At 32.8% G+C, this 25,738-nt stretch carries 28 protein-coding genes and 2 tRNA genes; 13 read left to right on the plus strand and 17 right to left on the minus strand.

The annotated features are described in order from the left end of the window. Position 1 precedes the first annotated feature (1 nt). The 4 genes from ANASTE_RS06770 to ANASTE_RS06785 all read right to left on the minus strand — a co-directional run bounded on the left by ANASTE_RS06770 (position 2) and on the right by ANASTE_RS06785 (position 3,719). Positions 2-1,141 carry an ATP phosphoribosyltransferase regulatory subunit gene (locus tag ANASTE_RS06770; RefSeq protein WP_007050243.1) on the minus strand — a complete coding sequence of 380 codons (1,140 nt, stop codon included), beginning with the start codon at positions 1,139-1,141 and terminating at the stop codon, positions 2-4. A gap of 378 nt (positions 1,142-1,519) precedes the next feature. Then, positions 1,520-2,407, minus strand: coding sequence for a hypothetical protein (locus ANASTE_RS06775; RefSeq protein ID WP_039945302.1), 888 nt, complete (start codon positions 2,405-2,407; stop codon positions 1,520-1,522). A 376-nt stretch (positions 2,408-2,783) separates the two neighbouring features. Further along, on the minus strand, positions 2,784-3,626 hold the full coding sequence (locus ANASTE_RS11745; protein WP_083781757.1) for a PIG-L family deacetylase: 843 nt from the start codon (positions 3,624-3,626) through the stop codon (positions 2,784-2,786). Between the two features lie 18 nt (positions 3,627-3,644). Next, a tRNA-Arg gene (locus ANASTE_RS06785) sits at positions 3,645-3,719 on the minus strand. A 378-nt stretch (positions 3,720-4,097) separates the two neighbouring features. Here ANASTE_RS06785 and ANASTE_RS06790 point away from each other — a divergent pair. The 5 genes from ANASTE_RS06790 to ANASTE_RS06810 all read left to right on the plus strand — a co-directional run bounded on the left by ANASTE_RS06790 (position 4,098) and on the right by ANASTE_RS06810 (position 7,141). Continuing rightward, positions 4,098-4,418 carry a PTS sugar transporter subunit IIB gene (locus tag ANASTE_RS06790; protein WP_007050246.1) on the plus strand — a complete coding sequence of 107 codons (321 nt, stop codon included), beginning with the start codon at positions 4,098-4,100 and terminating at the stop codon, positions 4,416-4,418. A 102-nt stretch (positions 4,419-4,520) separates the two neighbouring features. Further along, positions 4,521-4,805 (plus strand): PTS sugar transporter subunit IIB, encoded by a 285-nt coding sequence (locus tag ANASTE_RS06795; RefSeq protein WP_007050247.1) that lies wholly within the window; start codon positions 4,521-4,523, stop codon positions 4,803-4,805. A 394-nt stretch (positions 4,806-5,199) separates the two neighbouring features. Beyond that, positions 5,200-5,952, plus strand: a complete 753-nt coding sequence (locus ANASTE_RS06800) for an SDR family NAD(P)-dependent oxidoreductase (RefSeq protein WP_007050248.1) — start codon at positions 5,200-5,202, stop codon at positions 5,950-5,952. 17 nt (positions 5,953-5,969) lie between these two features. Beyond that, the gene (locus ANASTE_RS06805) at positions 5,970-6,788 is read left to right on the plus strand and encodes an SDR family NAD(P)-dependent oxidoreductase (protein WP_007050249.1); all 819 of its coding nucleotides are present in this window, start codon (positions 5,970-5,972) and stop codon (positions 6,786-6,788) included. Between the two features lie 77 nt (positions 6,789-6,865). Beyond that, on the plus strand, positions 6,866-7,141 hold the full coding sequence (locus ANASTE_RS06810; protein ID WP_007050250.1) for a hypothetical protein: 276 nt from the start codon (positions 6,866-6,868) through the stop codon (positions 7,139-7,141). Between the two features lie 74 nt (positions 7,142-7,215). On the opposite strand, the gene ANASTE_RS12345 is transcribed toward ANASTE_RS06810, so the two are convergent. The 12 genes from ANASTE_RS12345 to rpe (ANASTE_RS06870) all read right to left on the minus strand — a co-directional run bounded on the left by ANASTE_RS12345 (position 7,216) and on the right by rpe (ANASTE_RS06870) (position 17,043). Further along, positions 7,216-8,406 carry a CHAP domain-containing protein gene (locus tag ANASTE_RS12345; protein WP_007050251.1) on the minus strand — a complete coding sequence of 397 codons (1,191 nt, stop codon included), beginning with the start codon at positions 8,404-8,406 and terminating at the stop codon, positions 7,216-7,218. Between the two features lie 138 nt (positions 8,407-8,544). Continuing rightward, a tRNA-Arg gene (locus ANASTE_RS06820) sits at positions 8,545-8,621 on the minus strand. Positions 8,622-8,818: 197 nt separating this feature from the next. Next, positions 8,819-10,123, minus strand: coding sequence for a PTS galactitol transporter subunit IIC (locus ANASTE_RS06825; protein ID WP_007050252.1), 1,305 nt, complete (start codon positions 10,121-10,123; stop codon positions 8,819-8,821). A 90-nt stretch (positions 10,124-10,213) separates the two neighbouring features. Beyond that, positions 10,214-10,498 carry a PTS sugar transporter subunit IIB gene (locus ANASTE_RS06830; RefSeq protein ID WP_007050253.1) on the minus strand — a complete coding sequence of 95 codons (285 nt, stop codon included), beginning with the start codon at positions 10,496-10,498 and terminating at the stop codon, positions 10,214-10,216. A gap of 324 nt (positions 10,499-10,822) precedes the next feature. Further along, a complete protein-coding gene (locus ANASTE_RS06835) occupies positions 10,823-11,251 on the minus strand; it encodes a hypothetical protein (protein ID WP_007050254.1) in 429 nt (142 codons plus the stop codon). Between the two features lies 1 nt (position 11,252). Continuing rightward, the gene (locus ANASTE_RS06840) at positions 11,253-12,014 is read right to left on the minus strand and encodes an SDR family NAD(P)-dependent oxidoreductase (protein ID WP_007050255.1); all 762 of its coding nucleotides are present in this window, start codon (positions 12,012-12,014) and stop codon (positions 11,253-11,255) included. 219 nt (positions 12,015-12,233) lie between these two features. Beyond that, positions 12,234-13,286, minus strand: a complete 1,053-nt coding sequence (locus ANASTE_RS06845) for a zinc-dependent alcohol dehydrogenase (protein ID WP_007050256.1) — start codon at positions 13,284-13,286, stop codon at positions 12,234-12,236. A gap of 19 nt (positions 13,287-13,305) precedes the next feature. Next, complete coding sequence (gene rpe, locus ANASTE_RS06850; protein ID WP_007050257.1) at positions 13,306-13,980, minus strand: ribulose-phosphate 3-epimerase; 675 nt, start codon at positions 13,978-13,980, stop codon at positions 13,306-13,308. Between the two features lies 1 nt (position 13,981). Continuing rightward, positions 13,982-14,665, minus strand: coding sequence for a ribulose-phosphate 3-epimerase (rpe, locus tag ANASTE_RS06855; RefSeq protein ID WP_007050258.1), 684 nt, complete (start codon positions 14,663-14,665; stop codon positions 13,982-13,984). 124 nt (positions 14,666-14,789) lie between these two features. Continuing rightward, positions 14,790-15,269: an RpiB/LacA/LacB family sugar-phosphate isomerase gene (locus ANASTE_RS06860; protein ID WP_007050259.1), complete on the minus strand. Its 480-nt coding sequence runs from the start codon at positions 15,267-15,269 to the stop codon at positions 14,790-14,792. Then, positions 15,269-16,342, minus strand: coding sequence for a galactitol-1-phosphate 5-dehydrogenase (locus ANASTE_RS06865; protein WP_007050260.1), 1,074 nt, complete (start codon positions 16,340-16,342; stop codon positions 15,269-15,271). Before ANASTE_RS06865 ends, ANASTE_RS06860 begins: the two co-directional genes overlap by 1 nt. 53 nt (positions 16,343-16,395) lie before the next feature. Then, positions 16,396-17,043, minus strand: coding sequence for a ribulose-phosphate 3-epimerase (rpe, locus tag ANASTE_RS06870; protein WP_007050261.1), 648 nt, complete (start codon positions 17,041-17,043; stop codon positions 16,396-16,398). A 345-nt stretch (positions 17,044-17,388) separates the two neighbouring features. On the opposite strand from rpe (ANASTE_RS06870), the gene mnmL reads away from it, so the two are divergent. Further along, positions 17,389-18,318 (plus strand): tRNA modification radical SAM protein MnmL/YtqA, encoded by a 930-nt coding sequence (gene mnmL, locus ANASTE_RS06875; RefSeq protein WP_007050262.1) that lies wholly within the window; start codon positions 17,389-17,391, stop codon positions 18,316-18,318. A gap of 70 nt (positions 18,319-18,388) precedes the next feature. On the opposite strand, the gene ANASTE_RS06880 is transcribed toward mnmL, so the two are convergent. Beyond that, positions 18,389-19,000 (minus strand): KpsF/GutQ family sugar-phosphate isomerase, encoded by a 612-nt coding sequence (locus ANASTE_RS06880; protein WP_007050263.1) that lies wholly within the window; start codon positions 18,998-19,000, stop codon positions 18,389-18,391. A 298-nt stretch (positions 19,001-19,298) separates the two neighbouring features. Here ANASTE_RS06880 and ANASTE_RS06885 point away from each other — a divergent pair, with 298 nt between their 5' ends. The 7 genes from ANASTE_RS06885 to ANASTE_RS06915 all read left to right on the plus strand — a co-directional run bounded on the left by ANASTE_RS06885 (position 19,299) and on the right by ANASTE_RS06915 (position 25,727). After that, complete coding sequence (locus ANASTE_RS06885) at positions 19,299-21,449, plus strand: BglG family transcription antiterminator (RefSeq protein ID WP_007050264.1); 2,151 nt, start codon at positions 19,299-19,301, stop codon at positions 21,447-21,449. Between the two features lie 35 nt (positions 21,450-21,484). Continuing rightward, positions 21,485-22,531 carry a zinc-dependent alcohol dehydrogenase gene (locus tag ANASTE_RS06890; protein WP_007050265.1) on the plus strand — a complete coding sequence of 349 codons (1,047 nt, stop codon included), beginning with the start codon at positions 21,485-21,487 and terminating at the stop codon, positions 22,529-22,531. Positions 22,532-22,550: 19 nt separating this feature from the next. Then, positions 22,551-22,868 carry a PTS sugar transporter subunit IIB gene (locus tag ANASTE_RS06895; protein WP_007050266.1) on the plus strand — a complete coding sequence of 106 codons (318 nt, stop codon included), beginning with the start codon at positions 22,551-22,553 and terminating at the stop codon, positions 22,866-22,868. A gap of 33 nt (positions 22,869-22,901) precedes the next feature. Next, the gene (locus ANASTE_RS06900) at positions 22,902-24,194 is read left to right on the plus strand and encodes a PTS transporter subunit IIC (protein WP_007050267.1); all 1,293 of its coding nucleotides are present in this window, start codon (positions 22,902-22,904) and stop codon (positions 24,192-24,194) included. Positions 24,195-24,229: 35 nt separating this feature from the next. After that, positions 24,230-24,865 carry a class II aldolase/adducin family protein gene (locus ANASTE_RS06905; RefSeq protein ID WP_007050268.1) on the plus strand — a complete coding sequence of 212 codons (636 nt, stop codon included), beginning with the start codon at positions 24,230-24,232 and terminating at the stop codon, positions 24,863-24,865. Positions 24,866-24,894: 29 nt separating this feature from the next. Continuing rightward, positions 24,895-25,347 (plus strand): PTS sugar transporter subunit IIA, encoded by a 453-nt coding sequence (locus tag ANASTE_RS06910; RefSeq protein WP_007050269.1) that lies wholly within the window; start codon positions 24,895-24,897, stop codon positions 25,345-25,347. Positions 25,348-25,442: 95 nt separating this feature from the next. Then, positions 25,443-25,727 (plus strand): cupin domain-containing protein, encoded by a 285-nt coding sequence (locus ANASTE_RS06915; protein WP_007050270.1) that lies wholly within the window; start codon positions 25,443-25,445, stop codon positions 25,725-25,727. The last annotated feature ends 11 nt before the right edge of the window (positions 25,728-25,738 follow it).

Here is a 25,738-nt window from a genome sequence, read left to right on the forward strand (position 1 = left end):
TTTATTCTCCTATCAAATTCACGATTTCTTCTCTTTTTAAATTCCTGTTCTTTTTTCTGTCGACAACTTTGAAATTTTTACCTTCCATTAAAGAAACGTTATATCCCTTAGCTCTTAACTGTTTTGACATATCGATTCCTTTTTTTATGTCTTCTTTGATAGAGTAAATCAAATAATCGACACTGAAGAAATCATCATTGTTATCAGATAAAATCTGAGCTGTCAAATCAAGATTTTGACTGAACCCGCAGGCTCCGCTTCTTCCCGCAATTTTCCTTGCAAGTCTGTCATATCTTCCACCGTTTATGATTTCTCCTCCGGCATCTATGGAATACACTTTAAACATGATACCGCTGTAATAATTCATAGCATTTGTAAAGCCCAAATCAAGATAAACATATTTATCCAAATCATAAAGTTTTAAAATATTATAAACGCCCTCTATTTTATCAAGTGCATCGTTCATCTTATCATTTATTGCTATGGTTCTTGCTTTATTTATGACTTCTTCAAAATCTCCGAAAAGCATACAAATATCAATTAACTTATCTTTATATTTTATATCAACATTTTTCTTGTCGAGATAACTTATTAAATCATCTCTGTTTTTTTGTTCAATAAATTTATGGACTATCTCTACCTCATCTTTTTTGATTTCGTCGATTTCCTCAATCAATGCATATACAAAATCGGCATGTGATAAATCAAGTCTTATATCTTTAATACCAAGGGCAAAAAGGCTGTTTATTGCAAGCGCTATGATATCGCTGTCCACGATATCGCTTTCCTTTAAAAAACATTCTACTCCGGTTTGATTGATTTCATCTAAAGTATAATCTTTATTCATATTTCTGAATACTTTTGCTTCATAAAAATATTTTTCATTTTCCTTGCTTTTAAGTGTTGAGACTGTCTTTAAAACATGGAAAGTAGCATCAGCTCTTATCACCAAAATATTTCCGTTTCCGTCTATTAATTTCAATTCCTCATTCTGATGTGAAAAATTAAATTTTTTATATAATTCATATGGCATAAACATAGGTATAGTTATCTGCTCATAACCATATTTTTTATAAAACATACTTAGCGTATCTTTTAAAAATGCGTATTTTTTTTGTGTGTTATCTTCTCTATGTAACATACTAAACCTCCCAGTCAAAGACTAATAAGTATAATTAATTTATTATACCATATTTACCCACTTAGGAAAATAAGAATTAAAAAAATTCTGAAAATTAAATCTATTTTTTAATTTTAAATAATTATTCAACTATAGATATAATTATGATTGATTATTACACTTGGTTTAAAATTTTTATAAACAAAATATTATAATTATTCATTTTAATTCTAGCAAACAAAACTTTATTTTTCCTTAAAAATATAAATATTCACTTATTTTTATAAAGAATTTCACTTAATTTACTACCTTTAAAATTATTATTTAAATATAAATAATTCCATATAAAAAATAAAAAAGGACTTTTTAAGTCCTTTTATTTTTATTTATTAAAATCTTTTATAAATTTTCATTTATATCATTCTCATAATCTGATTTAGATTCGATTAAATTATCGTTGTCATTATTATTTTTAAGGATCCTATTAAATAAAATAGCGATTGCTAAAGAAAAATATAAAGACAGACCTATAATGCATATTACCCAAAGTATCGTAATCAAAATCACAAGTATAACACCAAAACCACTCTCACTGCCTACACCTACAAAAAGGGCAATAAAGAAAGGAATACAAGTAATAATGATCAATAACAAAAACCATAAATTCAATAAAACATAGTTTTTAATATTTTTAAACCCAATAGAAAAAGTATTACTGAATAGATTTTTCTTTAAACCTTCATCTTCTTTTGCAACAATACCCATAGACAGTGCCGGAAAAATATCACATACCAATGATACTCCAGAAACAATCAAAACGTAAAACAATATCTTCGGAAAAATAGATAAAATTATATTTGCCATCATATTACGGGAAATAAAAGGATATGAGTTATAGATGTTCACAAAATCACTTGTAAAGAATATCATTCCCAGTAAAATAGATATTGCTATTATTATAATAATAAGTAAAAGCTGAAGTAAATATACAAGCACGCATTCCTTTACATTAGGTAAAAATGAAAACAAGTCGGTTACACTAAAATCCTTTTCGTCATCTATCTTAAATAAAATCTTATAAAGTCCTATCCCAAGGGCTGTGGACACATATAAGTTAATCAAGTATATCAATATTTGCATCAATGGAACCTCACTGAAAATATTGGTCCCTATATAAGATATAGCCATTGAAACCAAAGATACTAATAACACACAACCGAGAAGTCGCCATAAATTCTTTTTAAGAAGTTCGGCGGCACGACTTTTTATCTCTTTTAAACTAATCATAATTTCCTCCCACATTAAATAAATCCTATATTGTTTTAAAACATAAATATATATTCACATCAATTTAATCTAATATCATGTTATTATCAAATTATATATTATAAAGTATATTTTTATTATGATATTTCTTAAATACTCTTAATCTAATATAAATTTTTATAAGTTTATATTATTAAGTTATATTATAAAAAAGTAATATGCAAATCAGCATATTACCCTCTTAGTTGTATATTATTTTAAGAAAAATACCCATATTGCTAATGCTACTACCAATAATCCTTCAACAATAACCATGGCTTTTTTAGCGTTCATATTATCCTCCATAAGCAAATCTTATTTTTAATAATTATAACATAATTTTACTATTTAACAATATCTATATTGAATTCTTAAAGTCTTTTGCATTTATGAATTTCTCATATTTAATCATTTGGCCGTACTTAACGAATGCACCCGGCTGCGAAGCATATAAATCAAGCAAGTCCATTTTTTCATCTACTTCAGCCTGAGGAAGCTTTTTTAGTTTATCTTCTACTTTGAATAAATCACCTTTTTTATAATATCTTGTAAAATAATATAAGTTATTTTTATTTATATATTTTTTATATACTTTTGTTGTTATATTATTGGTATAAATATGATGTATATGTCCATATTCACCCTCAGGATTATGAGTTACTATTTCATCCCATTTTTTATATGTAAGAACTGTTTTAATATCTTCGGTTATATAAGGAATAAATCCGGCTTTACCCCAATCGACTCTTTCTAATTTATAAGCATCGGGATAAGATAGTATAATTCCTTTATCGTGAGTTTTATTTAATACTTTGTTTATCTCATCATATCTTACGTTTCCTGTCGCTTTTCCGTTAGTCAGACACAATACCAAATAATTATCTTTTATGAGATGAACGCCTCCCCATAAAGTTTCGTCATCTGGATGAGCCACGATCATAAGTTTATTTACATTTTTTAAGTCTATTTTATCAAGGTCTTTTTTCGTTAAAAAAGGTTTGGTTATTCTTTCTACACTTTTTTTACCGCTATGCCCCTTAAACATTCTTTGTTCATAATCAAGTCCTGCACTGATTGATTTTAAGGAATATCTGACTGTCGGATTTTCCTTGATACTATCGCAAAAATAAAAAGCAACACAAATAATGAGGATATAAGAAAAAATAATTATACCTATTTTTTTGATAATACTATGTTTCATTTTTCCCTCTTCTTTCAATGGCGCACCTGAGAGGAGTCGAACCCCCACTAAACGGTCCGAAGCCGCTTGCTCTATCCATTAAGCTACAGGCACACCGATACCTTATTTATTCTAACATTTATAAGGGATTCTATCAACTGAACATTGAATTTTTAAGAAAAATTTAAGAAAAGTATTTTTTATATTAAATTAATTATTTTATATTTTCAATATAATTTATATAACAAAAATACCATTAAAATAACAGTAAAACTTTTAAAAACATATTGAAAAAAAGTAAATATAATATTAAAATTCAAAGTGTAGGAACGAGCATAAAATTAAATATTTACAATATTATAATGATAAATTTTATTTGTGAGCAATTGTAACATAACGAAACTTTTTTTCAAAAAATCCTAATTTTATTGTTTCAAATAAAAGTATTTATGATATAATAGTTTTGTGCAAAAGTAGTATGAAAGGATAATTATGATTACTGTATTAGTTGTATGCGGAAGCGGTGTCGCAACATCGACTTTAGCATCTGAAAAATTAAAGTCGTTATGTAAAGATGAGAACATAGAAATTGATACATATCAATGCAAGACCTCTGATGCAAAAGCCAGAAAAAAAATGATTGATCCTGATATTATAGTTACTACTACAAATATGAATGAGGAGTTTGATATACCCGTCATTAACGGAAAAGCGTTGATTTCAGAGGTTGGCATTAAAGAATTTAAACTTGAATTCTTTGAAGCTATGGTAAAATTATTGGGCTCTAAATCAAGTTCGGTACAAAACGGTTAAACCGTTTGTAATAAAAGTTGCTTTAAATAAATCTTTAAAAGTACATATTTTGGGCAGGTTAGAATTATATTATTTATTTAATTAAACGGAGGATTTTATTATATGAAAACTATTTTAGTTGCATGTGGAACAGGTATTGCTACATCTACAGTAGCTGCAAAAAAATGTGAAGGAATTTGTAAAGAAGCTGGTATTCAAGTTAAAACAGTTCAATGTAAAGCTGCTGAAACTGCTTCAAAAGTTAAAGTTATCAAACCAGACGTAATCGTTGGTACTACTGATATTCCTGGAGACATCGGTGATACTCCACTTCTTAACGGTAGATGCTTACTTACAGGTGTTGGCCTAAAACAATTCAAAGAAGATTTAGTAAACGCTGTTAAATAATTTTTTATTTTATTTTTAAGTATTTATTACGAGAACAAAAAAAGATTTATTTAAAAGAACGAAAAACAATTCTATAAACCAAAAATAAAAAAAGTAACTTTATTAAAATGTTAAGACTGAGAGTGGATAAGAAATTATCCACTCTTTTTCTTTTAATCTTAGTTATGTTTTTGATCTTTAAAAATTATAAAATTCGTAAAATAATTATATAAAGGTTATTATCATTTAAAAAATTTAATAAAGGTAATTATGTTTATTGACATGTCAATATTAAGTATGATAGAATATAAAAAAAGTCATGACATATTATTACTTTTATAATAATATGTTACAAATGTAAGGATTTATATTTATTACAAATTAAAAATCTTTAAAAGACACAAAGGAGAGTAAAATGTTAAAAGGAAAAGTAGCAATTGTAACAGGTGCGGGAACAGGAATAGGAAAAGCAATAGCAGAGCTTTTTGGCAAAAACCGTGCAGATGTGGTTATTAATTATCGCTCAAGTGAAAAATCAGCTAATGAAGTAAAAGAAACCATTGAAAAAATGGGCTCAAAAGCAATTACAATAAAAGCGGATATTTCAAACTATGAAGATTGTGTTAATTTGGTTAATAAAACAATAGAAGAATTTGGACATATAGATATTTTGGTAAATAACTCGGGTATGGGTCTTTCTAAGAACAGCATACTGGATATAACTAACGAAGAATATCATAAACTTATGCAAATAAATATGGACGGAACATATTACATGACAACCCTGGTATTAAAACAAATGGAAGAACAAAAAACAGGCGGAAGTATTGTAAGTATTTCTTCATCTGCAGTAGAACAGCCAAGCAGCGGAAACGGCGCTTATGCAATGAGTAAAGCTGGTGTTGAATTATTAATGCGCTCAGTTGCACAAAATCATGGTATCAATAAAATAAGATGCAATATAGTTGCTCCGGGACCTACAGAAACAGATATGGTCAGAGAATTTTTCAGCGAAGAAAAGAGAAAAAGAGTTACAAACGAAATCCCTCTAAGAAAATTTTCAGAACCAGCAGAAATTGCTCAAGCAGTACTATTCTTTGCCAGTGATATGTCAAGTAATGTAACAGGTCAAAAAATCCACGTTGACGGTGGCAGAACAATAAGATAATTATAAAAGGAGAAAAAATGGAAGAGAAACTTTTAGGAAAAGTTGCCTTAATAACAGGGGCAGCAAGAGGAATAGGAAGAGAATACGCTTTAAGACTTGCTAAGCTCGGAGCAGATGTAGTAATTACGGATTTAGACATAAAAGCCTCTAAATTCAAAGAAGAAGATGTATTGGCTCCTACAGTAAAAGAAGAGATTGAAGTACTGGGAAGAAAGTCAATGGCATTTGAAGGTGATGCAACAGATGATGAATTCGGAAAAATGGTAATTGAAGAAGTAATAAAAGAATTCGGACATATTGATATTCTCATTAATAATGTAGGCGGAACGGGAGGAGCCGGTCCTGCTCTTGCAACAGAAATGGAAACAGACAAATTTGTACACGCACTACATATAAATCTTTTATCTGCTTTTATTTTCTGCAAATATGCGGGTAAGCAAATGAAAGCACAAAAGAGCGGCAAAATAATAAATATTTCATCTGTAGGAGGTTCTGTTCCACTATTTATCACTCAGGCACATTACTCTGCAGGAAAAGCCGGAGTAGATGCTCTGACAAGAATGTTTGCTCTTGAACTTGCGCCTTACGGAGTAAATGTAAATGCGGTTGCACCGGGCTACATACACACGGTTAAATGGGATGCACACTTTGAAGAACAATTTAAAGAATTAACTGAAAAAGTACCTATGGGAAGACTTGGAACTACAGAAGACTGTGCGAAAGTAATCGAATTTTTAGCAACTGATTTATCTGATTATATGACAGGACAAGTGCTTTATATTGACGGAGGACTAAAAACACTTAATCCGTCTTCATCAAAAGTCAACTTATATTAATTTTACATCAGAACACTTGAAATCAAATGAAATTTAATTTATAATATTAAAGGATAAAATCGTAAGGAGAGTAAAATATGAAAATTATAGTAGCAGCAAGCATGAAAGATGCAAAATTTGCTAAATTTGAAGATTTAATTCAAAAAAATTGCGGAAAAGACGTAGAAGTAGTAAAATGTAATGTAATTACAGACAACATCGAAGAATTAATCGCATCAGAAAATCCTGCAGCAATCGTAAAAGTAGGTGTAAAGGTTCCTGATACAGATATTCCTGTAATAGACGGACTAGCTCTTAATTACCCACAAATGGGAGCAAAAAAACTTTTTGATGCTATTAATGCCTTAAAATAATTAAATGAACAAAAAAAGACTCTGCATAAGCAGAGCTTTTTTATATTTATTTTAATATTCAATTAAATTCACTATTAATAATTAGGAACACCATATCCCATTATATTCCATGACCCAATAGAATAAGATCTTCTTCTGCAGGCATCAGAGCTATTACCTTCTATTGTATTCACAACTCCTCCGCTAACACTCTCAACTATTCCGACATGATTTCCGACGCCATTACCGTCCCAGTCAAAGAAAATAATATCTCCTCCTCTCGGAGTATAATTCCTTCCCTGCCATCTTCCTCTGGATCTAAACCAATTTGCGCCATTATCCACATAAGAAAACTTAGGTATTGTACCCGATCTTAAATACCCCGCTTGGTTAGCACACCATGAGACAAAACAAGCACACCATGATACTCTATAATTAAAGCCATACCAACTCCAAAACTTCTGTCCGCCGTAATTCCCTATTTGCGCTCTTGCAACATTTAATATGGCTTTTCTGCCGGTACCATAAGTACCCGGATCACCTTTAGAGTAATTACTTTGCTTCTTCATATTTTCTTCATATAGCTTATCATTAAGTTCATCAGCTTCTTTCTGCAATATATCAAGCTGTTCCTTAACGCCTCTTAGATCTTCATTCGTATCAGTTAATTGACGATCTTTAGCAGCCTTCAAAACATCCAAATCTTCTTTATTTGTTTTAAGTTTTTTAATCAAATCATCTAATTCTTTTTTATTTGCAGAAATTTTTGCAGTTTCAGCAGAAATTTTATTTTCAGCCTTTTGAAGTCTATTGATTATATTTTGGTCATAAGTTACAAGGTCTTTATAATTTGATATATTATTTAATAAATCAGAAATACCTTCAGATGAAAAAATGATATCCAAGTAGCCAGTATCTCCATACATATACATTACTTTCATTCTCTCATCAAAGACTGTTTTATACTTTTCTTTTTCTTTCTTTGCTTTTTCTAACTCTTCTTTAGCTTTTGAAAGAGATTTTTCTACTTTGCTTCGTTTATCTTCCTGCTCTTCAATATTCTGATTTAATTTAGAAATCTTACTGTCAAAACTTTTGATTTCTTTTGAAAGCTTATCAGCTTCATTTGAAGCACTTTTTAAATCAGAGTTTTTATTTTTAATTTGTTTTTGTGTTTCATTGAGTTTTTGCTGTGTAGACTTATTCGCACTCACTGTCGCAGGTGTCCATAAAAAAGTCATCAAACAAATTATAGTTAAAACAGTTGAAATAATTTTTTTCTTCATATTTTCTCCAAAATATATTACTACATATAGTTTCTATTTATTTATATTATACTACTATTGGTATTTTGTCAAATTATGACTTAATTCTACTTAAAATCTAAAAATAAAAACACCCTTAAAGGTGTTAATTTTACAAAATGGCGCGCCCTGGAAGATTCGAACCCCCGGCCTTTTGATCCGTAGTCAAACGCTCTATCCAGCTGAGCTAAGGGCGCATATTTAATACTTAAATAATATACCATAAACTAATATAAATTGCAATATTTTAATGGTCCGTTAAAATACAAATTATATATATTTCAAATATAAAAAAGAACCCTTACTATTGTAAGGGTTCATGGGTGTGATCAGATTTTAATAAAATTTACTTTAAGTTCTTAATGTTATAAATGTAATACTATAAAATTATATTTTATAGACAAACCATTTTAGCTAACATGAATGGGAACCATGTAATCCATTGAGCACCAAGAGCGATGTTTGATAATTGAGCAGCACCTTCAGGAACTGTTAAGTTAGCAGCACCTGCTAAGTTTGTCATAACTGTACCTGCATATGTAGAGAATGTTAGATAGATAATACACATAATAATTACTTCTATTAAACCTCTGAATAAGTTACCTTTGTTAGGTAATACGGCACAAATTACGTAGAATGGAAGTGCAGCTAAGTCAGCTAATGGTAATACTGTATTCCAAGGTAATATAACTGCTTCTACTAAGATAATAGGAATAGCTAATAGACCTAATGAAATAACGAATGGATGACCTGTAGCTACGGCAGCATCAAGACCGATGTATAATTCTCTTCCTGGGAATCTCTTTTCAAGGAATGCTTGTGTCATTTCTGAGATTGGCATTAAACCTTCCATTAATAGAGCAACCATTCTAGGGATAAGAACTAATACAGCAGCGATATTCATACCAACGATTAGAATTTGTTGAATTGCAGTTCCTACATTTACTTCAGGAGCTGTAAATTGAGATAATGCTGATAAGAAACCACCGATGATGAAGCCCATCATGATTGGTTCACCTAGTAAACCAAGCTTTTCTACGATACCTTCACTTGTCCAGTGAATGTCTTTTACGCCAGGGATCATTCCTAATAATTTATCCAATGGATATGTTACGATACAGTTACACATTGATTGGATATGTGGAAGTGAGATACCATCAAGACCGAATACTTCAACACAGTCAGCTTGTGTCCAGTCAGCTACGATAAAGATTATACCCATCATTAATACTGCTTGACCTATAGCGAATACCCATGCTAAAGCTGTTCCTTTACATACAAGAAGGATAGCTGATGCTGAGAATAATACGTGCCAGTAATTCCAGATATCAACGTCCATTGTTTTTGTCCAACCTAAAGCGATCATAATAATATTTGTTATGATAACTGCTAGGAATACGAAAGGTACGGCTTCTGTTGACCATGCGATAGCAGAACCTGCAGCCCAACCAACATCGATAGTTGTTAGTGGGAAGTTTAAGTTATCTACTAGTGCTTGTGCAACCGGTGTAATTGTAGAAGACATAATACCGATAACAGCATTAAGTCCGATGAAACCAACACCGAAAGTCATACCAGCTCTTAAAGCTTCACCGAATTTAGCACCCATTACTAAGCCTAAAATTGTGAAGATGATTGGCATCATTACTGATGCGCCCATGTCTATAATATAACTAAACGCGTTTGTTACAACTTGCATTGTTTTTCTCCTTTAAAATTAAAATTGTTTGTTTTCTATGTTAAATATTTTTTTCGCTTACTTTTAAAATTCGTATAATACCTAATGAAGTTAATTTTTTAATACTTCTAATAATTCATCGATACATTCTTTAAGTTTAATACCTGTTAAAAATGCTCTTCCATTGAGTGTCTTGCAAGGGAAGTTGCCAGGTAAATCACATGTACCAATTACCAAATCTGGTAATATTTCATTTGCTCTTGAAGCAGCGTCTGCAGCTTTACACTGAACAGTCTTTACTTCAATATCGTTTTGTTCGCAAAGTCTCTCAACTTTTTTAGCAACTACTGTAGATGTAGCAATAGCTGTTCCACAGGCTACTAATATTGTTTTCATCTCTAATCACCCCCGGTTGAAGTTGTAAGCATTCAAAAAATATTCTAACCGTTTTTAAGTATGAAATTGTCAATCATCACAATGGATTATTAAAATCTCATTAATTTAAATTATGTAACTGTTACATTTACACACAAATGAAACTTTGTTACGTATTAAGTATAATACTTTAACTAAAATTTGTCAACCTTTATATAGGCTTAAATTCCTTAATTAAAGCTATAGTAAATATATATTACGTTTATTATAATTTATTACTAAAGTTAAAGTAAAGTTCTAATATAATTTTAATAAACTAAAAAAGAAGCTTATAATTAAGCTTCTTTAAGCAAATTTTGTAACACTTAATAAGAATAACAGCATCAAAAGAGAGAAAACAGCAACACCGAATGCAAGCCTTGCCATAAAAGTAGCCTGAGATACTTTTTTTTCCATATCGGCTATTCTTTTTTCCGTCAGATCATAAATATCAAGAGTTTGATTATTGGCAGCTTTTTGAGCCTCTTCCTCTTTCATCAAATCAATGGGATTAATGCCGACATTTCCGCCTATTAAAGGAGAAAACGCTCTTTTTCTTAGACTTTTTTTATAACTTGCAAGTATTTTTCTTCTATCTTCACCACTGGTAGGGTCAAGATGAAATTCCTTTTCTTCTTCTACTGTTTCTACTGTGTCTTCACTGAGAAGATTATCATTTTCTTCTTCAGTAACATTAACTTCATCATTAGTTAATGTTTTATTTTCTTCACTCATACTAAACGCTTAAACTCCTACCGCCGTCAGCAATAACAACTTCGCCGTGAATAAATGATGGTGTATTTAAGAAATAAACAATATCAGCTACTTCCGTAACATCCATAAATCTTCCTAGTGGAACAGTTTTCTTTCTGTCTTCGAGTCCTTGAGGATCATCTTTAAATCTTTCTGCCATAAGCGGTGTCATGATTAAAGTCGGAGCTACGGCATTGATTCTTAAACCTGTATCACCAAAGAATCTAGCTATACTTCTTGTCATAGAAACTACAGCACCTTTACTTGCAGCGTAAGCAACACTTCCGCCGCCGCCTGAGAATGCAGCTGTTGAAGCAACATTAACTACTGATGGAACTTGATCTTTATCTTTAGCTTTTAATAATAGATCTATTAAAGAAATTATCATATTATAAGGTCCGTTTACGTTAATATTCATAGTTCTGGCAAATACTGCAGGATCTAAACTGATTTCTTTTGGATCTCCGCCCGGTGCAATTGCAGCGTTGTTAACTAAAGTAGTTAAATAACCATATTCTTTTTCAACTAATTTAGCAACTTCTTTAACATTATCAAGATTTGAAATATCACATTTAACTGCATGAGCAACTGTTCCGTTTGATTCTAATTCTTTCTTAGTTTCAAGCATACCAGCTTCATCAAAATCTACAATTATGATATCATATCCTTCTTTAGCAAATTTTTCACAAATAGCTTTACCAATACCTTTGGCTCCGCCTGTAATAACTACATTTTTTTTAGCCATGTTTATTTCACTCTCCTAAATAACAAAATTTTATCTATCACGTATTATATAACATAATATTCCCGTTGTCAATTACTTATGTAATTTTTTTATTTTTATCATTACATATGTAACACAGTAATTTTGCTTAGGCTTTTCTTGATTATTTTATTGTATTTTTAAAAAATAAGGTGGTTATAAACCACCTTATCTTGAATACATTATTTAGTTTATTATAAACTATTTCATTTCAGGATCGAATAATACTTTAAATCCTGTTACGTTAGCAGCTTTATTGAAAGCTTCTTCCCAATCTTCAAGTTTCATAACATCAGATACTAATGGTTTAATATTGATTTTACCTGCAGCAACTAAATCAACAGCTCTTCTCCAAGCAGTTGGTTTTTGAGAAAGTGTACCTTGGATTCTGATTTCTTTTTCTTGAATTCTACCTAAATCTAAGTAGTCAGGAGATGGACCGTGGAATACGCCCATTTGAGAAATTGTACCGGTTTTCTTAACGATATCAAGACATGTATTTAATGATGGATAAGCACCTGATGCTTCAACAACAACATCAGCACCATAACCGTCTGTTAAATCCATAACAAGAGCTTTTAAATCTTCTTCTTGTTGGTTTACACAATAATCGATACCTAATGTTTTAGCGATTTCCAATCTATGTTTATCTTGGTTGATACCTGTTAAAATAACTGTCGAGTTGTTTGCTTTAGCAGCTAAAGCAGCAAGTGTACCGATTGGACCAGGTCCGCAAACTACAACAACTTCATCAGCATGTGTAGTAGTTGTTTCTCTAACAGCATGGATACCGCAAGCAAGTACTTCGATCAACGCACCTTCTTCAAAGCTCATACTATCAGGCATTGGAATACAGCTTGTTGCAGGAACTTCTACATATTCAGCGAATACACCGTTCTTTTTAGAACCGATACCCAATCTTTCAATACATACATTTGTGTTACCTACCGCACAGTTTCTGCATTTACCACATACTTTATATGTAGTCATAACAACAACTCTGTCACCTACTTTAACACCTTCTGCATCTTCACCTAATTTATCTACGACACCACAACCTTCATGTCCGATAATAACAGGTAATTCACCTAATCTGTCAGAACCGAATTTCCAATATGCTAAATCTGTAGCACAGATACCGCCTCTTTTTACTTTAACTCTAACATATCCTCTTTTAGGTTCAGGAACAGGGAACTCTCTAAGTTCAAGTTGTCTGTCCTCATTAAGGCATAAGCCTCTCATCATTTCACTCATTATTATTTACCTCTTTCTTTTATTTTACAGAGTCTTTCATTTTTTGAATAAGCTCTTTATAATCAGCATCATCACCTTTAAAGATTGATGATGTTCCTGCCACCAATACATCCGCTCCGGCTTTTACACATCCCGGAATGGTTTCAGCGTTTATATTCCCGTCTACTGCTATCATTAAATCGGGATTTCTGTCATCAGCCATTTTTCTTATATTTTCTATTTTGCCAAGGGTTTGCTTAATGAACTTTTGTCCCGCAAATCCGGGAGAAACCGTCATTGCCAAAACCATGTCTATATCATCGATAAGATATTCCAAACAATCTTCGTTAGTTGCAGGATTTATGGCAACTCCCGCTTTAACTCCCATTCTCTTTATATCTCTTAAAACTCTATGGATATGAACTGTACTTTCCGGATGAACGTGAATACAATCATTTTCATCTAAAATACTTGCAATTTTTTCAATGTGTTTTTCAGGGTGGAACATTGCCAAATGAACATCGAAAGGTATTGAAGTTCTTTTTTTCATTTGTTCGAGCATATAAATACCCATTGCAATATTTTCAACATAATGTCCGTCCATCATGTCAAAATGGATCAAATCGGCGCCGGCTTTTTCAAGTTTGTCTAATTCCCATCCAAACTTCATAGGGTTACCGCACATAATCGAAGCTGATACTTTTAAATCATTCATCTTATTTGTCCTCCCCTACTGCTTTATGTATAATATCTTTCATCTCTTTTGTTAAAGGTTTATATAAATCTCTGTCACCTTTAAAAATGGCACTGGTTCCGCAAACATAAACGTCTGCACCGGCTTTTGCACATCCCGGAATAGTTTCAGGTCCGATATTACCGTCAACTTCTATTAATAAATCAGGATTATATTTTTCCTTCATTTCTTTCAAATCTGCAATTTTTTTATATTGATTTTGTATGAATTTTTCTCCCGAACCGCCCGGGTTAACAGTCATCAGGCATACCAAATCGATTTCTTTTATTACTTCTTTCAAAACATTTAAATTAGTTGAAGGATTTAAAACAACACCTGCTTTAGCTCCTGCTTTTTTTATTCTTAAAATACTTCTATGTAAATGCTTTACTGCTTCTGCGTGAATACAAATATATTCAGCACCGGCTTCTGCAATTCTTTCATAGTATACATCAGGTTCTACAACCATTAAATGAACATCGAAAATCATATCGCTATGTTTCTTCATACCTTCAAGCATATAAAGTCCCATACCGATATTATTAACAAACTCTCCGTCCATCACGTCAAAGTGGATCATATCTACTCCGGCGGCTTTTAGTGCATCTAATTCATCACCGTATTCCAATGCATTTCCACACATTATCGAAGCTGCTATTTTATCCATATAAGTACGTCCTTTCTTAATTTTTTACCATGTCTTATTATACAATTATTTAATATTTAGGTCAATACAAAAACGAAATCCCAAAGAAAAGGCTGCTTTCTGAAGGATTTCGATTTTTTATTAATTATTTAGTTCTGTATTTAGCTTCCATTTCAGCCATAACGCCAAGTCTTTCAGTAAATCTTGGTTCTTTTGAATATTCAGTTTCGATCCAAACTTTAGCTATTTCAGCCATTAGTCTAGGCGCAATAACTCTGGCACCCATTGTAAGGATGTTTAATTTTGTATCGCTCTTAGCAAATTTTGCTGTGAATAATTCGTTACAAACAGCAGCTCTTGCACCGGGAACTTTATTGGCAGCTACAGACATACCAACACCGTTGCCGCACATTAAGATACCGCCTGTTTCACCTTTTTCATCATTAACTACATCTAAAGCAACCGCTTCAGCGATTTGAGAAAATTGAACAGGAGGTTTTGGCGCATCAGGTCCTTTATCGATAACCTTGATTCCCCAAGATTCCAATTCTTTAATAAGTAATTTTCTTTCTTCTATTGCAGCATGATCAGAACCGATCGCAATTGTTTTAAATTGACCTTCCATTATTTTTCTACTCCTTCTGGGAAGAATAAAATCTTACCAAATAATGTTTTTCTTTCATAATTAGCCTTAAATACTTCTTCAATTTCGTCTAAAGGATATCTATGAGTGATTATTGGAGAAAAGTCTAGCATACCTTTTTCAAGGAAAGCAACTACGCTTGTCCATGGTTTTCCAGGGAAACCTTGTTGAATAGCATTCCAAGCACCGTAGATTGTAAGTTCGCTTCTTCCGATTTTTTCAAAATATTCTCTTGGAATAGTAATATCGCCGTATGGGATACCTAAGTATAATACTTTGGCACCTTTACATCCAAGACCCAATACTTGAGCGGATGTTACAGGAGTACCGCCTGATTCGATAACAACATCAACGCCTCTGCCGTTTGTTACATCAAGCACACCGTTTCTAGCTGAATCGTAATCATCGATTTTTGAAAGAACCACATCAGTTGCTCCGCAAGCTTTAGCCCATTCAAGTTTTTCTTCCATGATATCTATAGCAATTATTCTTTTAGCTCCAAATACCTTTGCAGATTGAATAGCAAGTAAACCGATAGGTCCGCAGCCCATAACCGCTACATCATCTCCGGGTTGCATGTTAAGTTTATATAAACCGTGGAAACATACACAAGTTGGTTCAATTAAAGCAGCTTGTTCAAAACTTACACTTTTAGGAAGTGGAACCAAGTTTCTTTCAGGAAGTGCGATGTACTCAGCAAAAGCACCGTCTCTAACAGCACCGATAACTTCAAGAGTCATACATCTTGCATATTCACCTTTTTTACAGTATTCGCATTCGAAACAAGGAAGTGCAGGACATGCAGTTACATGATCTCCTGCTTTATAACTTGTTACGCCTTCACCAACTTCGGCAACTTCACCGCTAAATTCATGTCCCCATACCAATGGACCCTTTTCAGGGAATTTAGGTCCTAATTTTGTATATCTTGAAAGGTCAGATCCACAAATACCAACAGCTTTAACTTTAATTAAAACTTCGCCCGGTTTAACTTCAGGCATTGGAACTTCTTCAAGTCTTAAATCTTGTTTTCCATATAATCTTGCAGCTTTCATTTTATTTCTTTTCTCCTTATATATTTAAATTAATACAACTTGACACATCAAATTTATGCATCTGCAGCTTTTCTTAAATCGTCTAAGTTCTTAGCAACATCTCCTGTAAAAGCAAAAGAACCTGCTACTATTACGTTCGCACCGGCATCAACAAGTGACTTAACGTTATCAGCGTTTACGCCTCCGTCAACTTGGATATCAATATCTCTGTCGCCGATCATTTCTTTAATTTCTCTGACTTTTTCAATCATAGTCGGATTGAAAGCTCCACCGCCGCCACCTGGGTTAACTGTCATAACTAGAACCATATCTATATCGTCTAATACATATTTAAGTACATCAGGTGGAGTTGCAGGGTTAAGAACAACACCGCATTTAACGCCAAATGATTTAATAAGCATCAAACTTCTGTGTAAATGTGTAGTAGCTTCGGCATGTACAGTTATCATCTGTGCTCCTGCTTTAACAATTCTTTCAATGTATCTGTCAGGTTCTGTAACCATCATGTGTACATCAAAGAATAAGTCTGTATGAGGTCTGAGCATAGCAATTTGGTCAGGACCAAAAGCGATGTTAGGAACGTAATTCCCATCCATTACGTCAATATGTAACATTTCTACATTGCAGTCTTCAACTGCTTTGATTTGTTCATTAAGTCTTCCAAAATCAGCTCCGAATATTGAAGGTGATAATTTTACCATTTTTTCTTCTCTCCTTTTGTTCTATTTGTTTCTTCTCTTTATTATAAGCATTGCTGAAAATTTTTCAAGCACTTTTCATTATTTTCCAAAAGAAACTAAAAAAAATAAAACAAGCCTTTCGTTATAAATAAAAAGCCTATTTTCTATAACTTTTCTAAGCTTCTTTTACTTATTTTTTATAAAAATAAGTAAAAAATTACAATATATAAATAAAATTTATTTTAATTTTATCTATTTTATATAATTTTTAATTGTAAACCGTTATCATTTTTAACAAATAAATAATTGTAATAAAAAATATGAAGTGATATGATATTTTAAGACAAATCCAAGGAGGATTTTATTATGAAAAACTGGAACGGAAAACCTTATTATTCATTGGATTATATGTTAAAAGAACGATATAACAAAAAAATATATAAAGTAGCCTTAAACGGAGGAATGACTTGTCCGAATAGAGACGGAAAGATAGATACAAGGGGATGTATCTTTTGCAGCAAAGGAGGTTCTGGAGATTTTGCGGGAAAGGGTATTGATGATATAACGACCCAAATAAATAATCAGGCAGAAATACTAAGGGAAAAAACAAATGCGTCAAATTTCATTGCTTATTTTCAGGCATACACGAATACATATGCTCCGACAGATTATTTAAGAAAGATTTATACCGAAGCACTTTCTCACCCCAATATAGTAGCACTCTCCATAGCAACAAGACCCGACTGTCTCGATAAAGAGGCATTAGATCTATTAGAGGAGCTTAATAATATAAAACCGATTTGGATAGAATTGGGACTTCAAACGATAAATGAGAAAACTGCAGAGTATATAAGAAGAGGATATCCGCTATCATGCTTTGATAGTGCCGTAAAAGAACTGAGAAAACGCGGTATTGAAGTAATAGTTCATACTATACTCGGTCTGCCGGGAGAAACCAGAAAAGATATCCTTGAAACTATACATTATTTAAACAATAAAGACATCCAGGGAATCAAACTTCAGCTCCTACATGTTTTAAAAGATACTGATCTGGCAAAAGAGTATGAATTGAATAAATTTGAAGTCTATACAATGGAAGAATATATAGACACTGTGATAGACTGCGTTGAGCATTTATCAAACAATATCGTTATCCATAGGATTACGGGAGACGGTCCAAAAAAGATCTTGATTGCTCCTTTATGGAGCGGAAACAAGAAATCAGTATTAAACTCTCTTCACCATGAATTTAAAGTAAGACAAGCTTATCAAGGGAAGAAATGCAAACAAAAATAAACTATTCTTAATAAAAAAGCTGCTCACAAATTTGTGAACAGCTTTTAAAATACTGATTATACATTTGTATCTATTTTTCAAACTCGTCTTTTAATTTTTCTCCCCAAGCTCCGCCTTGATGATAGAAAAGTACTTGTTCTCTTGTAACACCTCTTATTTCTTCACTAACCATAGCAAGAGCGTCACCCATAGCAAGAGTGTTCGTTGTTGAAGTCGTAGCATTTACTCCTGTAGGACAAGCTTCTTTTTCTACTCCTATGTATAACGCCACATCACATAATTTAGCAAGTGTGGATTCCGTATTACCCGTTAAACAGATAGCCTTTGCACCTATAGTCTTAGCCGAAGGGATTACCAATTCTTTTAAAATAGTTGTTTCCCCGCTGTTAGATATTGCAATAATCAAATCATTGGGCTGTATAGCACCGATATCCCCGTTCTCACAGTTATATGCACTTAGGAAAAAAGCAGGCTTTCCTGTACAGCAAAGAGTAGCCGCTATCTTTCGGCTTATAAGTCCCGATTTTCCTGTACCCGTCAATATTATTTTGCCCTTGCACTCGGTTATCATATCCACAGCTTTGACGAAATTATCGTCTAAACTGTCCATTAGTCTTCCAAGTTCATATCTTTCCATTTCAATAACTTTTTTACCTTTTTGTAAAATCTCGTTTTTTTCCATGATTATATATCCTTTGTTTAATTTATTTATACATCTTTATTATATTCATGATTACACCTTTTTTCAATAACTTTCGTTTCGATACTAAAAATAACCGATAATATTTATTACTTGTATATTTATCCTCATTAAAATACATTTTACAAACATAAATCTTATTTTATCCTACTTAACTTCAATAAATATTTTATTCTTTATATAACTTCATTTTTGTAAATCACAATTGACAATAATACATGCAGCACTTGATTGAACAGAAAAGACGTGTTTGATAATTTAAAGATAAGAGGTGGGAAACATGGAACTAAATAACAGATGTTTCAAAATTTTAAGAACACTTTTTGAGAAAGACGATTATGTCTCCGTAAAGAGTCTAAGCAAAGAACTTGACTGCTCCGAAAGAATAATCAGATACAACGTAAATAAAATCGAAGAATATTTGAGAAATAAAAAATATTCATTTCTTTACAGAGATTATAAAAAAGGATTATTAGTCATAAAAAACAAACAATCTCAAGATTTTTATAATAACTATTTGAATATATCACACCCTTACGAATATAAGTATTCGGCGGAAGAAAGGTGTTCGTTCATAATCGGATATTTATTAAAGAGAAACGGATATATATCTATAGAAAAATTATCAAACGAATTATCGACTTCAATAAGTACGATAACGAAAGATTTGGAAAATGCAGAAAAATGGCTTGAAGATAAAAATACAAAACTTATAAAAAAAGCGGGAAAAGGAATTTCAATACAAATCGATGAAATAAAAAGACGTGCTTTATACAGAGAACTGACAGATGAAGTATTAACACCTTCATACGTAATCAATTACATAAGCAATATATCTTTAAAGGAAAGAGCAAACACGATACTGCTTGATGATTTATTCAAAGATCTTGACAGAGAATTCCTAATCGGACAAATACAACACCTTGAAAAAGAGCTGGGAGAAATATTTTCAGATGAAACATTTTCTTCACTCCTAATACATTTATCAATAATCGTGTACAGAGTATCAAGGAACTGTTCATTAAAAGAAATCACAGGAGAAACAACTTTAAATAACAGCATTGAATACACACTTACTTCTCAAATCATAGAGAATATAAATACTCGTTTTACTATAACCATACCAAGCGAAGAAATCTATTACTTTACAGTACATCTGCTTGGAGCAAAAGTAATCACAAAAAACACAAAATACAAATTCAATGAGACAGAAGCGATAATAATCAGAAATATTGCTACAAAAATGGTCGAAGAAATAGGCAATTTATACGCAGTGGATTTTAAAGAAAAGAAAGAGGACGTAATAGACGGTCTAATAACGCATTTAATACCTACAGTGTACAGAATCAAATATAAAAAAAGGATATTAAATCCCATTTATCCCGAAATGGAGCAGAAATATTCCGACCTTCTGGGAAATACAAAAATCGTATGCAGACATTTAAGTGAGTACTGCAAGGAAGAAATCAACGAGCAGGAAGTTTCGTATATAGCAATGCACTTTTTAGCCGCACTTCACAGTAAGCTAAACGAAAAAACGGATATGCCAAAGGCAATCGTAGTATGCGGATCCGGATACGGAACAGCACAAGTAGTGGCAATGCAGCTTTCTTCATTGTTTAGCGTTGAAATAAAAGCAATCGTTTCTCAAAGAGAAATAATAAATTTGGATAAAAACAACCAAAATTTTGACTACATAATAAGTACCGTTGAAATTGCTAATTTAAGCAAAGACGAATATATAAAAATAAGTCCTATGTTTAACCACAATGACTTTTTAGAAATCAATAAACATTTAAGGGCAAAATTTATCAAAAGTAAAATCGATTATAGCCAATTGGAGCTTGCCGGAAAAATTGCAGAAATATCAATGAAGTACAGACCCAAAGTAAATAAACTTCAGCTCCAGTATGAAATATTATTGGAACTTATAAATCAAAACAGAAATAATGCACCGGAATATACGAACGAAAGTGAAATAAATTTAAAAGATTTGATCACACCGTCATTTATAAGACTTAATGAACTCTGCGGTACCTGGCAGGAAGCAATAATCAAAGGAACTAAAATACTTGAAGAAAAAAACTTTATAACAGATGCGTATAAAGTCGCAATAATCAAAAGCATAGAGGAAATGGGTCCTCAAATGGTAATAGTACCGGGAATAGTCCTCGCTCATTTAGCACCGGGGAAATACTGTAAAAAGCTGGGGTTTTCCATTACGACGCTGAAGAAACCCGTTATATTCGGATTTCCCAGACACGACCCCGTAAAAGTTGTGATAACACTGTCTCTGGTAAATGAGAATACCTATAAGAAGGCTCTTATGCAGTTATTCAATATATTACAAAACAAAAACACAAGAAGCGTGCTAATAAATGCAACGAACAAAAATGAAATACTGGACTTAATAAAACAATATTCATCATAGCCAATAAAAATATAAAAAATAAAGGAGGAATTATTTTGAAAGCGGCAATATTTTACGGACTAAATGACATCAGGATCGAAGAGAGAGAAATGCCAAAATGCCCTAAAGGCGGACTTATCATGAAAGTTTGCTACGTTACTACCTGCGGTACGGACGTAAAGAGGTATAAGCGACCTTATGCAATAGACAGAGGTCAAGGAGAGTATCCGATATTCGGCCATGAAGCAAGCGGACTTGTTTACAAAGTAGATGAAGAATGTAAAGATTTTAAAGTTGGAGACAGAATAGTAGCCCATGACGCAACAGCCTGCGGGAATTGTTACTGGTGCAAAAAAGGTTTAAGCAATATATGTCCGAACATGACAAGGCTTGGAGGGACATGGACTGAATACATAGCTGTGGATAAAAAGATATTAGAAAAAAATACTTTTAAAGTTCCAAACAATGTTCCGTTGGAACTTGCGCCGGCAGTGGAACCTATGGCATGTGCCATGCACTGCGCAGAAGCGGCTAATGTAAGACTCGGTGACTATGTAGTCGTAAACGGAGCGGGACCGTTGGGGCTTGGGATAATAAGATATGTATCAGCAATGGGTGCACAGGTAATAGCCTGTGACATGAGCGAATTCAGATTAGAAATGGCAAAAAAAATGGGAGCTAAATGGACTGTCCATGTTACGGAAGAACTGGATCAAATCAAGGCAGTAAGAGCATTAACACCGAACGAAAGAGGCTGTGATGTTGCGATTGAAGCGGTAGGGCTCCCAAAGACATGGGAACTAACAATACCTATGGCACGAAAAGGAGGATTGGTACTTGAATTTGCGGGATGTGCTCCGGGAACGAGTATAACAGTAGACACCGCCCTACTTCATTACTCCGAACTTACAATCAAGGGTCTGTTCCATACGACACTACAACAAATACAAATGGCATTTGATTCTATCGTGAACGGACTTATCCCAAGAGATGTGATGATAACTGGGAATTATACACTGGATAATTGTATACAATCTCTCGAAGACCATTCAAATCAAATAGGTATCAAAAATTTAATCAAAATAGCAGACGAAACTCTATAAAAGAAAGGAGGAATATAAAATGAAAAAAGTAAAAATATTGGTAGCCTGCGGAAGCGGAATAGCTACATCATCTTATGCAGAAGCAGCAGTTAAAGATATTGCTAAGAATGCGGGAGTATCAATAGACATTTCAAAAAGCACGATACAAGAAGCGGAAACAAAATCAAATGCCTTTGATATAGTACTGTTCACATCAAGCAACTGGAATAATTTTATCCATGAAGAAAATATAAGCTGTCCGGCATTATCCGTAGCTTCATTGATAACAGGATTTGAAGAAGAAGAAACAAAGGAAAAATTAACAGAAATATTAAAAAAAATCAGTAGTGAAGATTAATAACATCTTAAAAATTCAATAAGGAGGAAAACAATGGATATTATATTAAACGCGGTTCAATTCTTACTCGATATGGGCGGTTCAATCATTCTGCCATTCTTTGTAACGATTTTAGGAATAATATTTGGATTGAAGTTTGTTGATTCATTTAAGAATGGATTGATGATAGGTGTTGGATTTGCAGGTATCAACTTAATGGTAAACTTGCTTGTTACGACGGTACAACCTTCGACGGATTATTATACAAAACTGGGTACCGGATTTACCACCGTCAACTTAGGATGGGACAGCATAGCATCCATGGTGTGGTCTACAAGCTTTGCATTATGGCTTATACCATTAGGCTTTATACTAAACTTTATATTAGTCAGATTTAAGGTAGTAAAAACTCTAAATGTAGATATATGGAATTTTTATAATGCGATATTGACTTCTGCCGTTACATACTACGTTGCATTATCACTCGGAGCTTCAATTCTTGTTGCAAATATTTTAGGCATAGTCATAGGATTGTTCTTAACTGTCGTAGCCTGCAAAATCGGAGACAAGCTCGCAACTTCATGGCAGGGATACTTCAATATGCCTAAAGGTATCACCTGCTCCACACTGGATACTCAGCTCACCCACTACCCTATTTCATGGCTCGGTGCTAAATTATATGACCTCATACCCGGTCTAAATAAACTATATTTTGATATAAACAATGTAAATGAAAAATATACTGCGTGGACAGCCCCATCAATAGTCGGCTTCTTCGTAGGAGGACTGCTTGGACTGATCACAAAACAAAGTTTTGGAACGATACTTACAATGGCAATAGGTGTAGCAAGCGTAATCGTATTAATGCCTAAAATGGTTTCATTATTAATGGACGGATTGGTTCCTTTATCGAATGCAGCAAGGTCATTTATGAAAAAGAAACTAGGCGAAGACGCTGATATTCTTATCGGTATGGATGTATCAATCGGTCTTGGAGATAAATGCGGAATGATAGTAACTATGTTTCTAATGCCTATAACTATTTTACTGGCATTCATACTTCCTAACATAACCTTTTTCCCTATAGGTTTATTTGGGGGAATGATATGGTCCGGACATGCAGCTGCATTCGTATCAAAAGGGAACTTACCTAAAGCTATATTTGCGGGAACATTCCTTTTGGCATGGACTATCTTATGTCTGAACTTCATGGCTCCTATAGCAACTCGATTAGCACATGATGTAGGCGTAATCGACTCGATGACTCCTCTAATAACAGGCGGAGGATTCCAACAGACACAAGTAGTACTGGTTGGATTGATAGGTAAATTATTCGGCGGATTTTAATTTGAATTATAATATTAAATAAAGAGGTATAGAAAATGAATACTAAACAGGAATTAATCAGGATTTCAAAATTATTGGAACAAAAAGGATTTACAAATGCATTTCAAGGAAACATTTCAATTATTGACAGAAATTTGGGAAAATTATTTATTACTCCTTCAGGAACAAGAAAACTTACACTGACGGAAGAAGAAGTCGCTGTTTTGGATATGGACGGAAAGCAGTTGGAAGGAACGGTAAAGAAATCGTCAGAATATAAAATGCACTTGGCTGCACTGCAATATCGCCCTGACTGCACCGCTGTTATCCACTGCCACAGCGTATATTTAACCGCATTTTCAATGCTCGGAGAAACAGTCGACCCCAAATGTCACGAAGAGTTCCTTCTAACGAGAGGTATTCCTTGCCTGCCTTGGGGAAAAGGCGGGACATCTGATATTTACAAAGGTCTTGAAGAGCAGATAAAATACCATGATATAGTTTTACTTGGCAATCATGGTGCCCTTTGCGTCGGTTCTGATCTTGAAAAAGCCTTTAAAGTATTGGAAGCAGTTGATAATACTCTCAGAGCCTGGGTACTTGCTATGCAAATCGGTAACGGAAAAGTCGTTGATATCCCTATTTGGGATGAACTGATAAAACAAAAAGAAAAAGCGATCCACAATCTATAATATATTACTTTAAAGGAAAGGTGGTTATTATGCTTAATGACGTTATAGTGATAGATGGAGAAGCAAAAAACTGGAAAGATGCAATAAATTTAACTTTTAATGAATTATACAAAAAGGGTTATGTAAAACCATCTTTTTATGAGGCTTGTATAGAAAGGGAAATAAAATTTCCCACAGGGCTTAATAGCCATATCCCGGTTGCGATACCGCATACCGATGCGATCCATGTAAACAAACAAGCTATTTGTGTTCTCAGGCTCAAAGAGCCGGTATCGTTTTACAGTATTGAAGATGCAACAAAAAAAGTAGATGCCCAGTTTATTTTTAATATGGCACTGAAAAGAAATGAAGACCAGTTGACTTTATTAAAGGCTGTTATAAATATCGTTCAGGATAAAACATTCCTTGAAAAAGCTAAAAAACTAAACTTAAATGAAGTCAAAAATTTATTTTATAAAAAATGGATAACAGAAGTTGAATAAGATATTTATCTACTAAATATTTTATATTTACAGCTTGCATCAAGCCCTGAGTTTGTTTGTTGCTTGGGGCTTATATTTTAAAAAGGAGATTACTTATGAAAGTATTGATAAGAAGACCCAATGATAAAGAAAAAAAGATAATGAAAAAGTGCGAAATATGGGAACATAAAAAAGGCGTATTCGATTGGGAATATAAAGACAAACAAGAAACATGTCTCATAATTAAAGGCAGTGCTTCGGTAAAAGGGAAAAACGAATCTGCAGAATATTTTTTTAAAGAAGGTGACCTGGTTACATTCCCTACGAATTGGGACTGTCAGTGGAAAATCACTGAAGATATGAAAAAGTATTATATATTCGACTATGACTTCAATTCATAATATTATTTTAA

The sequence above is a fragment of the Anaerofustis stercorihominis DSM 17244 genome (assembly GCF_000154825.1).
In the GTDB taxonomy this organism is placed as follows: Bacteria; Bacillota; Clostridia; order Eubacteriales; family Anaerofustaceae; genus Anaerofustis; species Anaerofustis stercorihominis.

Coding starts and splice junctions, on each gene's coding strand:
- ANASTE_RS06835 (WP_007050254.1), bottom strand. CDS start 11,251: ATGAGTGAAGAAAATAAAACATTAACTAATGATGAAGTTAATGTTACT.
- rpe (WP_007050261.1), bottom strand. CDS start 17,043: ATGGTAAAATTATCACCTTCAATATTCGGAGCTGATTTTGGAAGACTT.
- ANASTE_RS06845 (WP_007050256.1), bottom strand. CDS start 13,286: ATGAGTGAAATGATGAGAGGCTTATGCCTTAATGAGGACAGACAACTT.
- ANASTE_RS06805 (WP_007050249.1), top strand. CDS start 5,970: ATGGAAGAGAAACTTTTAGGAAAAGTTGCCTTAATAACAGGGGCAGCA.
- rpe (WP_007050257.1), bottom strand. CDS start 13,980: ATGAATGATTTAAAAGTATCAGCTTCGATTATGTGCGGTAACCCTATG.
- ANASTE_RS06885 (WP_007050264.1), top strand. CDS start 19,299: ATGGAACTAAATAACAGATGTTTCAAAATTTTAAGAACACTTTTTGAG.
- rpe (WP_007050258.1), bottom strand. CDS start 14,665: ATGGATAAAATAGCAGCTTCGATAATGTGTGGAAATGCATTGGAATAC.
- ANASTE_RS06825 (WP_007050252.1), bottom strand. CDS start 10,123: ATGCAAGTTGTAACAAACGCGTTTAGTTATATTATAGACATGGGCGCA.
- ANASTE_RS06900 (WP_007050267.1), top strand. CDS start 22,902: ATGGATATTATATTAAACGCGGTTCAATTCTTACTCGATATGGGCGGT.
- ANASTE_RS06770 (WP_007050243.1), bottom strand. CDS start 1,141: ATGTTACATAGAGAAGATAACACACAAAAAAAATACGCATTTTTAAAA.
- ANASTE_RS06800 (WP_007050248.1), top strand. CDS start 5,200: ATGTTAAAAGGAAAAGTAGCAATTGTAACAGGTGCGGGAACAGGAATA.
- ANASTE_RS06790 (WP_007050246.1), top strand. CDS start 4,098: ATGATTACTGTATTAGTTGTATGCGGAAGCGGTGTCGCAACATCGACT.
- ANASTE_RS11745 (WP_083781757.1), bottom strand. CDS start 3,626: ATGAAACATAGTATTATCAAAAAAATAGGTATAATTATTTTTTCTTAT.
- ANASTE_RS06860 (WP_007050259.1), bottom strand. CDS start 15,269: ATGGAAGGTCAATTTAAAACAATTGCGATCGGTTCTGATCATGCTGCA.
- ANASTE_RS06775 (WP_039945302.1), bottom strand. CDS start 2,407: ATGATTAGTTTAAAAGAGATAAAAAGTCGTGCCGCCGAACTTCTTAAA.
- ANASTE_RS06895 (WP_007050266.1), top strand. CDS start 22,551: ATGAAAAAAGTAAAAATATTGGTAGCCTGCGGAAGCGGAATAGCTACA.
- ANASTE_RS06915 (WP_007050270.1), top strand. CDS start 25,443: ATGAAAGTATTGATAAGAAGACCCAATGATAAAGAAAAAAAGATAATG.
- ANASTE_RS06880 (WP_007050263.1), bottom strand. CDS start 19,000: ATGGAAAAAAACGAGATTTTACAAAAAGGTAAAAAAGTTATTGAAATG.
- mnmL (WP_007050262.1), top strand. CDS start 17,389: ATGAAAAACTGGAACGGAAAACCTTATTATTCATTGGATTATATGTTA.
- ANASTE_RS12345 (WP_007050251.1), bottom strand. CDS start 8,406: ATGAAGAAAAAAATTATTTCAACTGTTTTAACTATAATTTGTTTGATG.
- ANASTE_RS06910 (WP_007050269.1), top strand. CDS start 24,895: ATGCTTAATGACGTTATAGTGATAGATGGAGAAGCAAAAAACTGGAAA.
- ANASTE_RS06905 (WP_007050268.1), top strand. CDS start 24,230: ATGAATACTAAACAGGAATTAATCAGGATTTCAAAATTATTGGAACAA.
- ANASTE_RS06865 (WP_007050260.1), bottom strand. CDS start 16,342: ATGAAAGCTGCAAGATTATATGGAAAACAAGATTTAAGACTTGAAGAA.
- ANASTE_RS06795 (WP_007050247.1), top strand. CDS start 4,521: ATGAAAACTATTTTAGTTGCATGTGGAACAGGTATTGCTACATCTACA.
- ANASTE_RS06810 (WP_007050250.1), top strand. CDS start 6,866: ATGAAAATTATAGTAGCAGCAAGCATGAAAGATGCAAAATTTGCTAAA.
- ANASTE_RS06840 (WP_007050255.1), bottom strand. CDS start 12,014: ATGGCTAAAAAAAATGTAGTTATTACAGGCGGAGCCAAAGGTATTGGT.
- ANASTE_RS06830 (WP_007050253.1), bottom strand. CDS start 10,498: ATGAAAACAATATTAGTAGCCTGTGGAACAGCTATTGCTACATCTACA.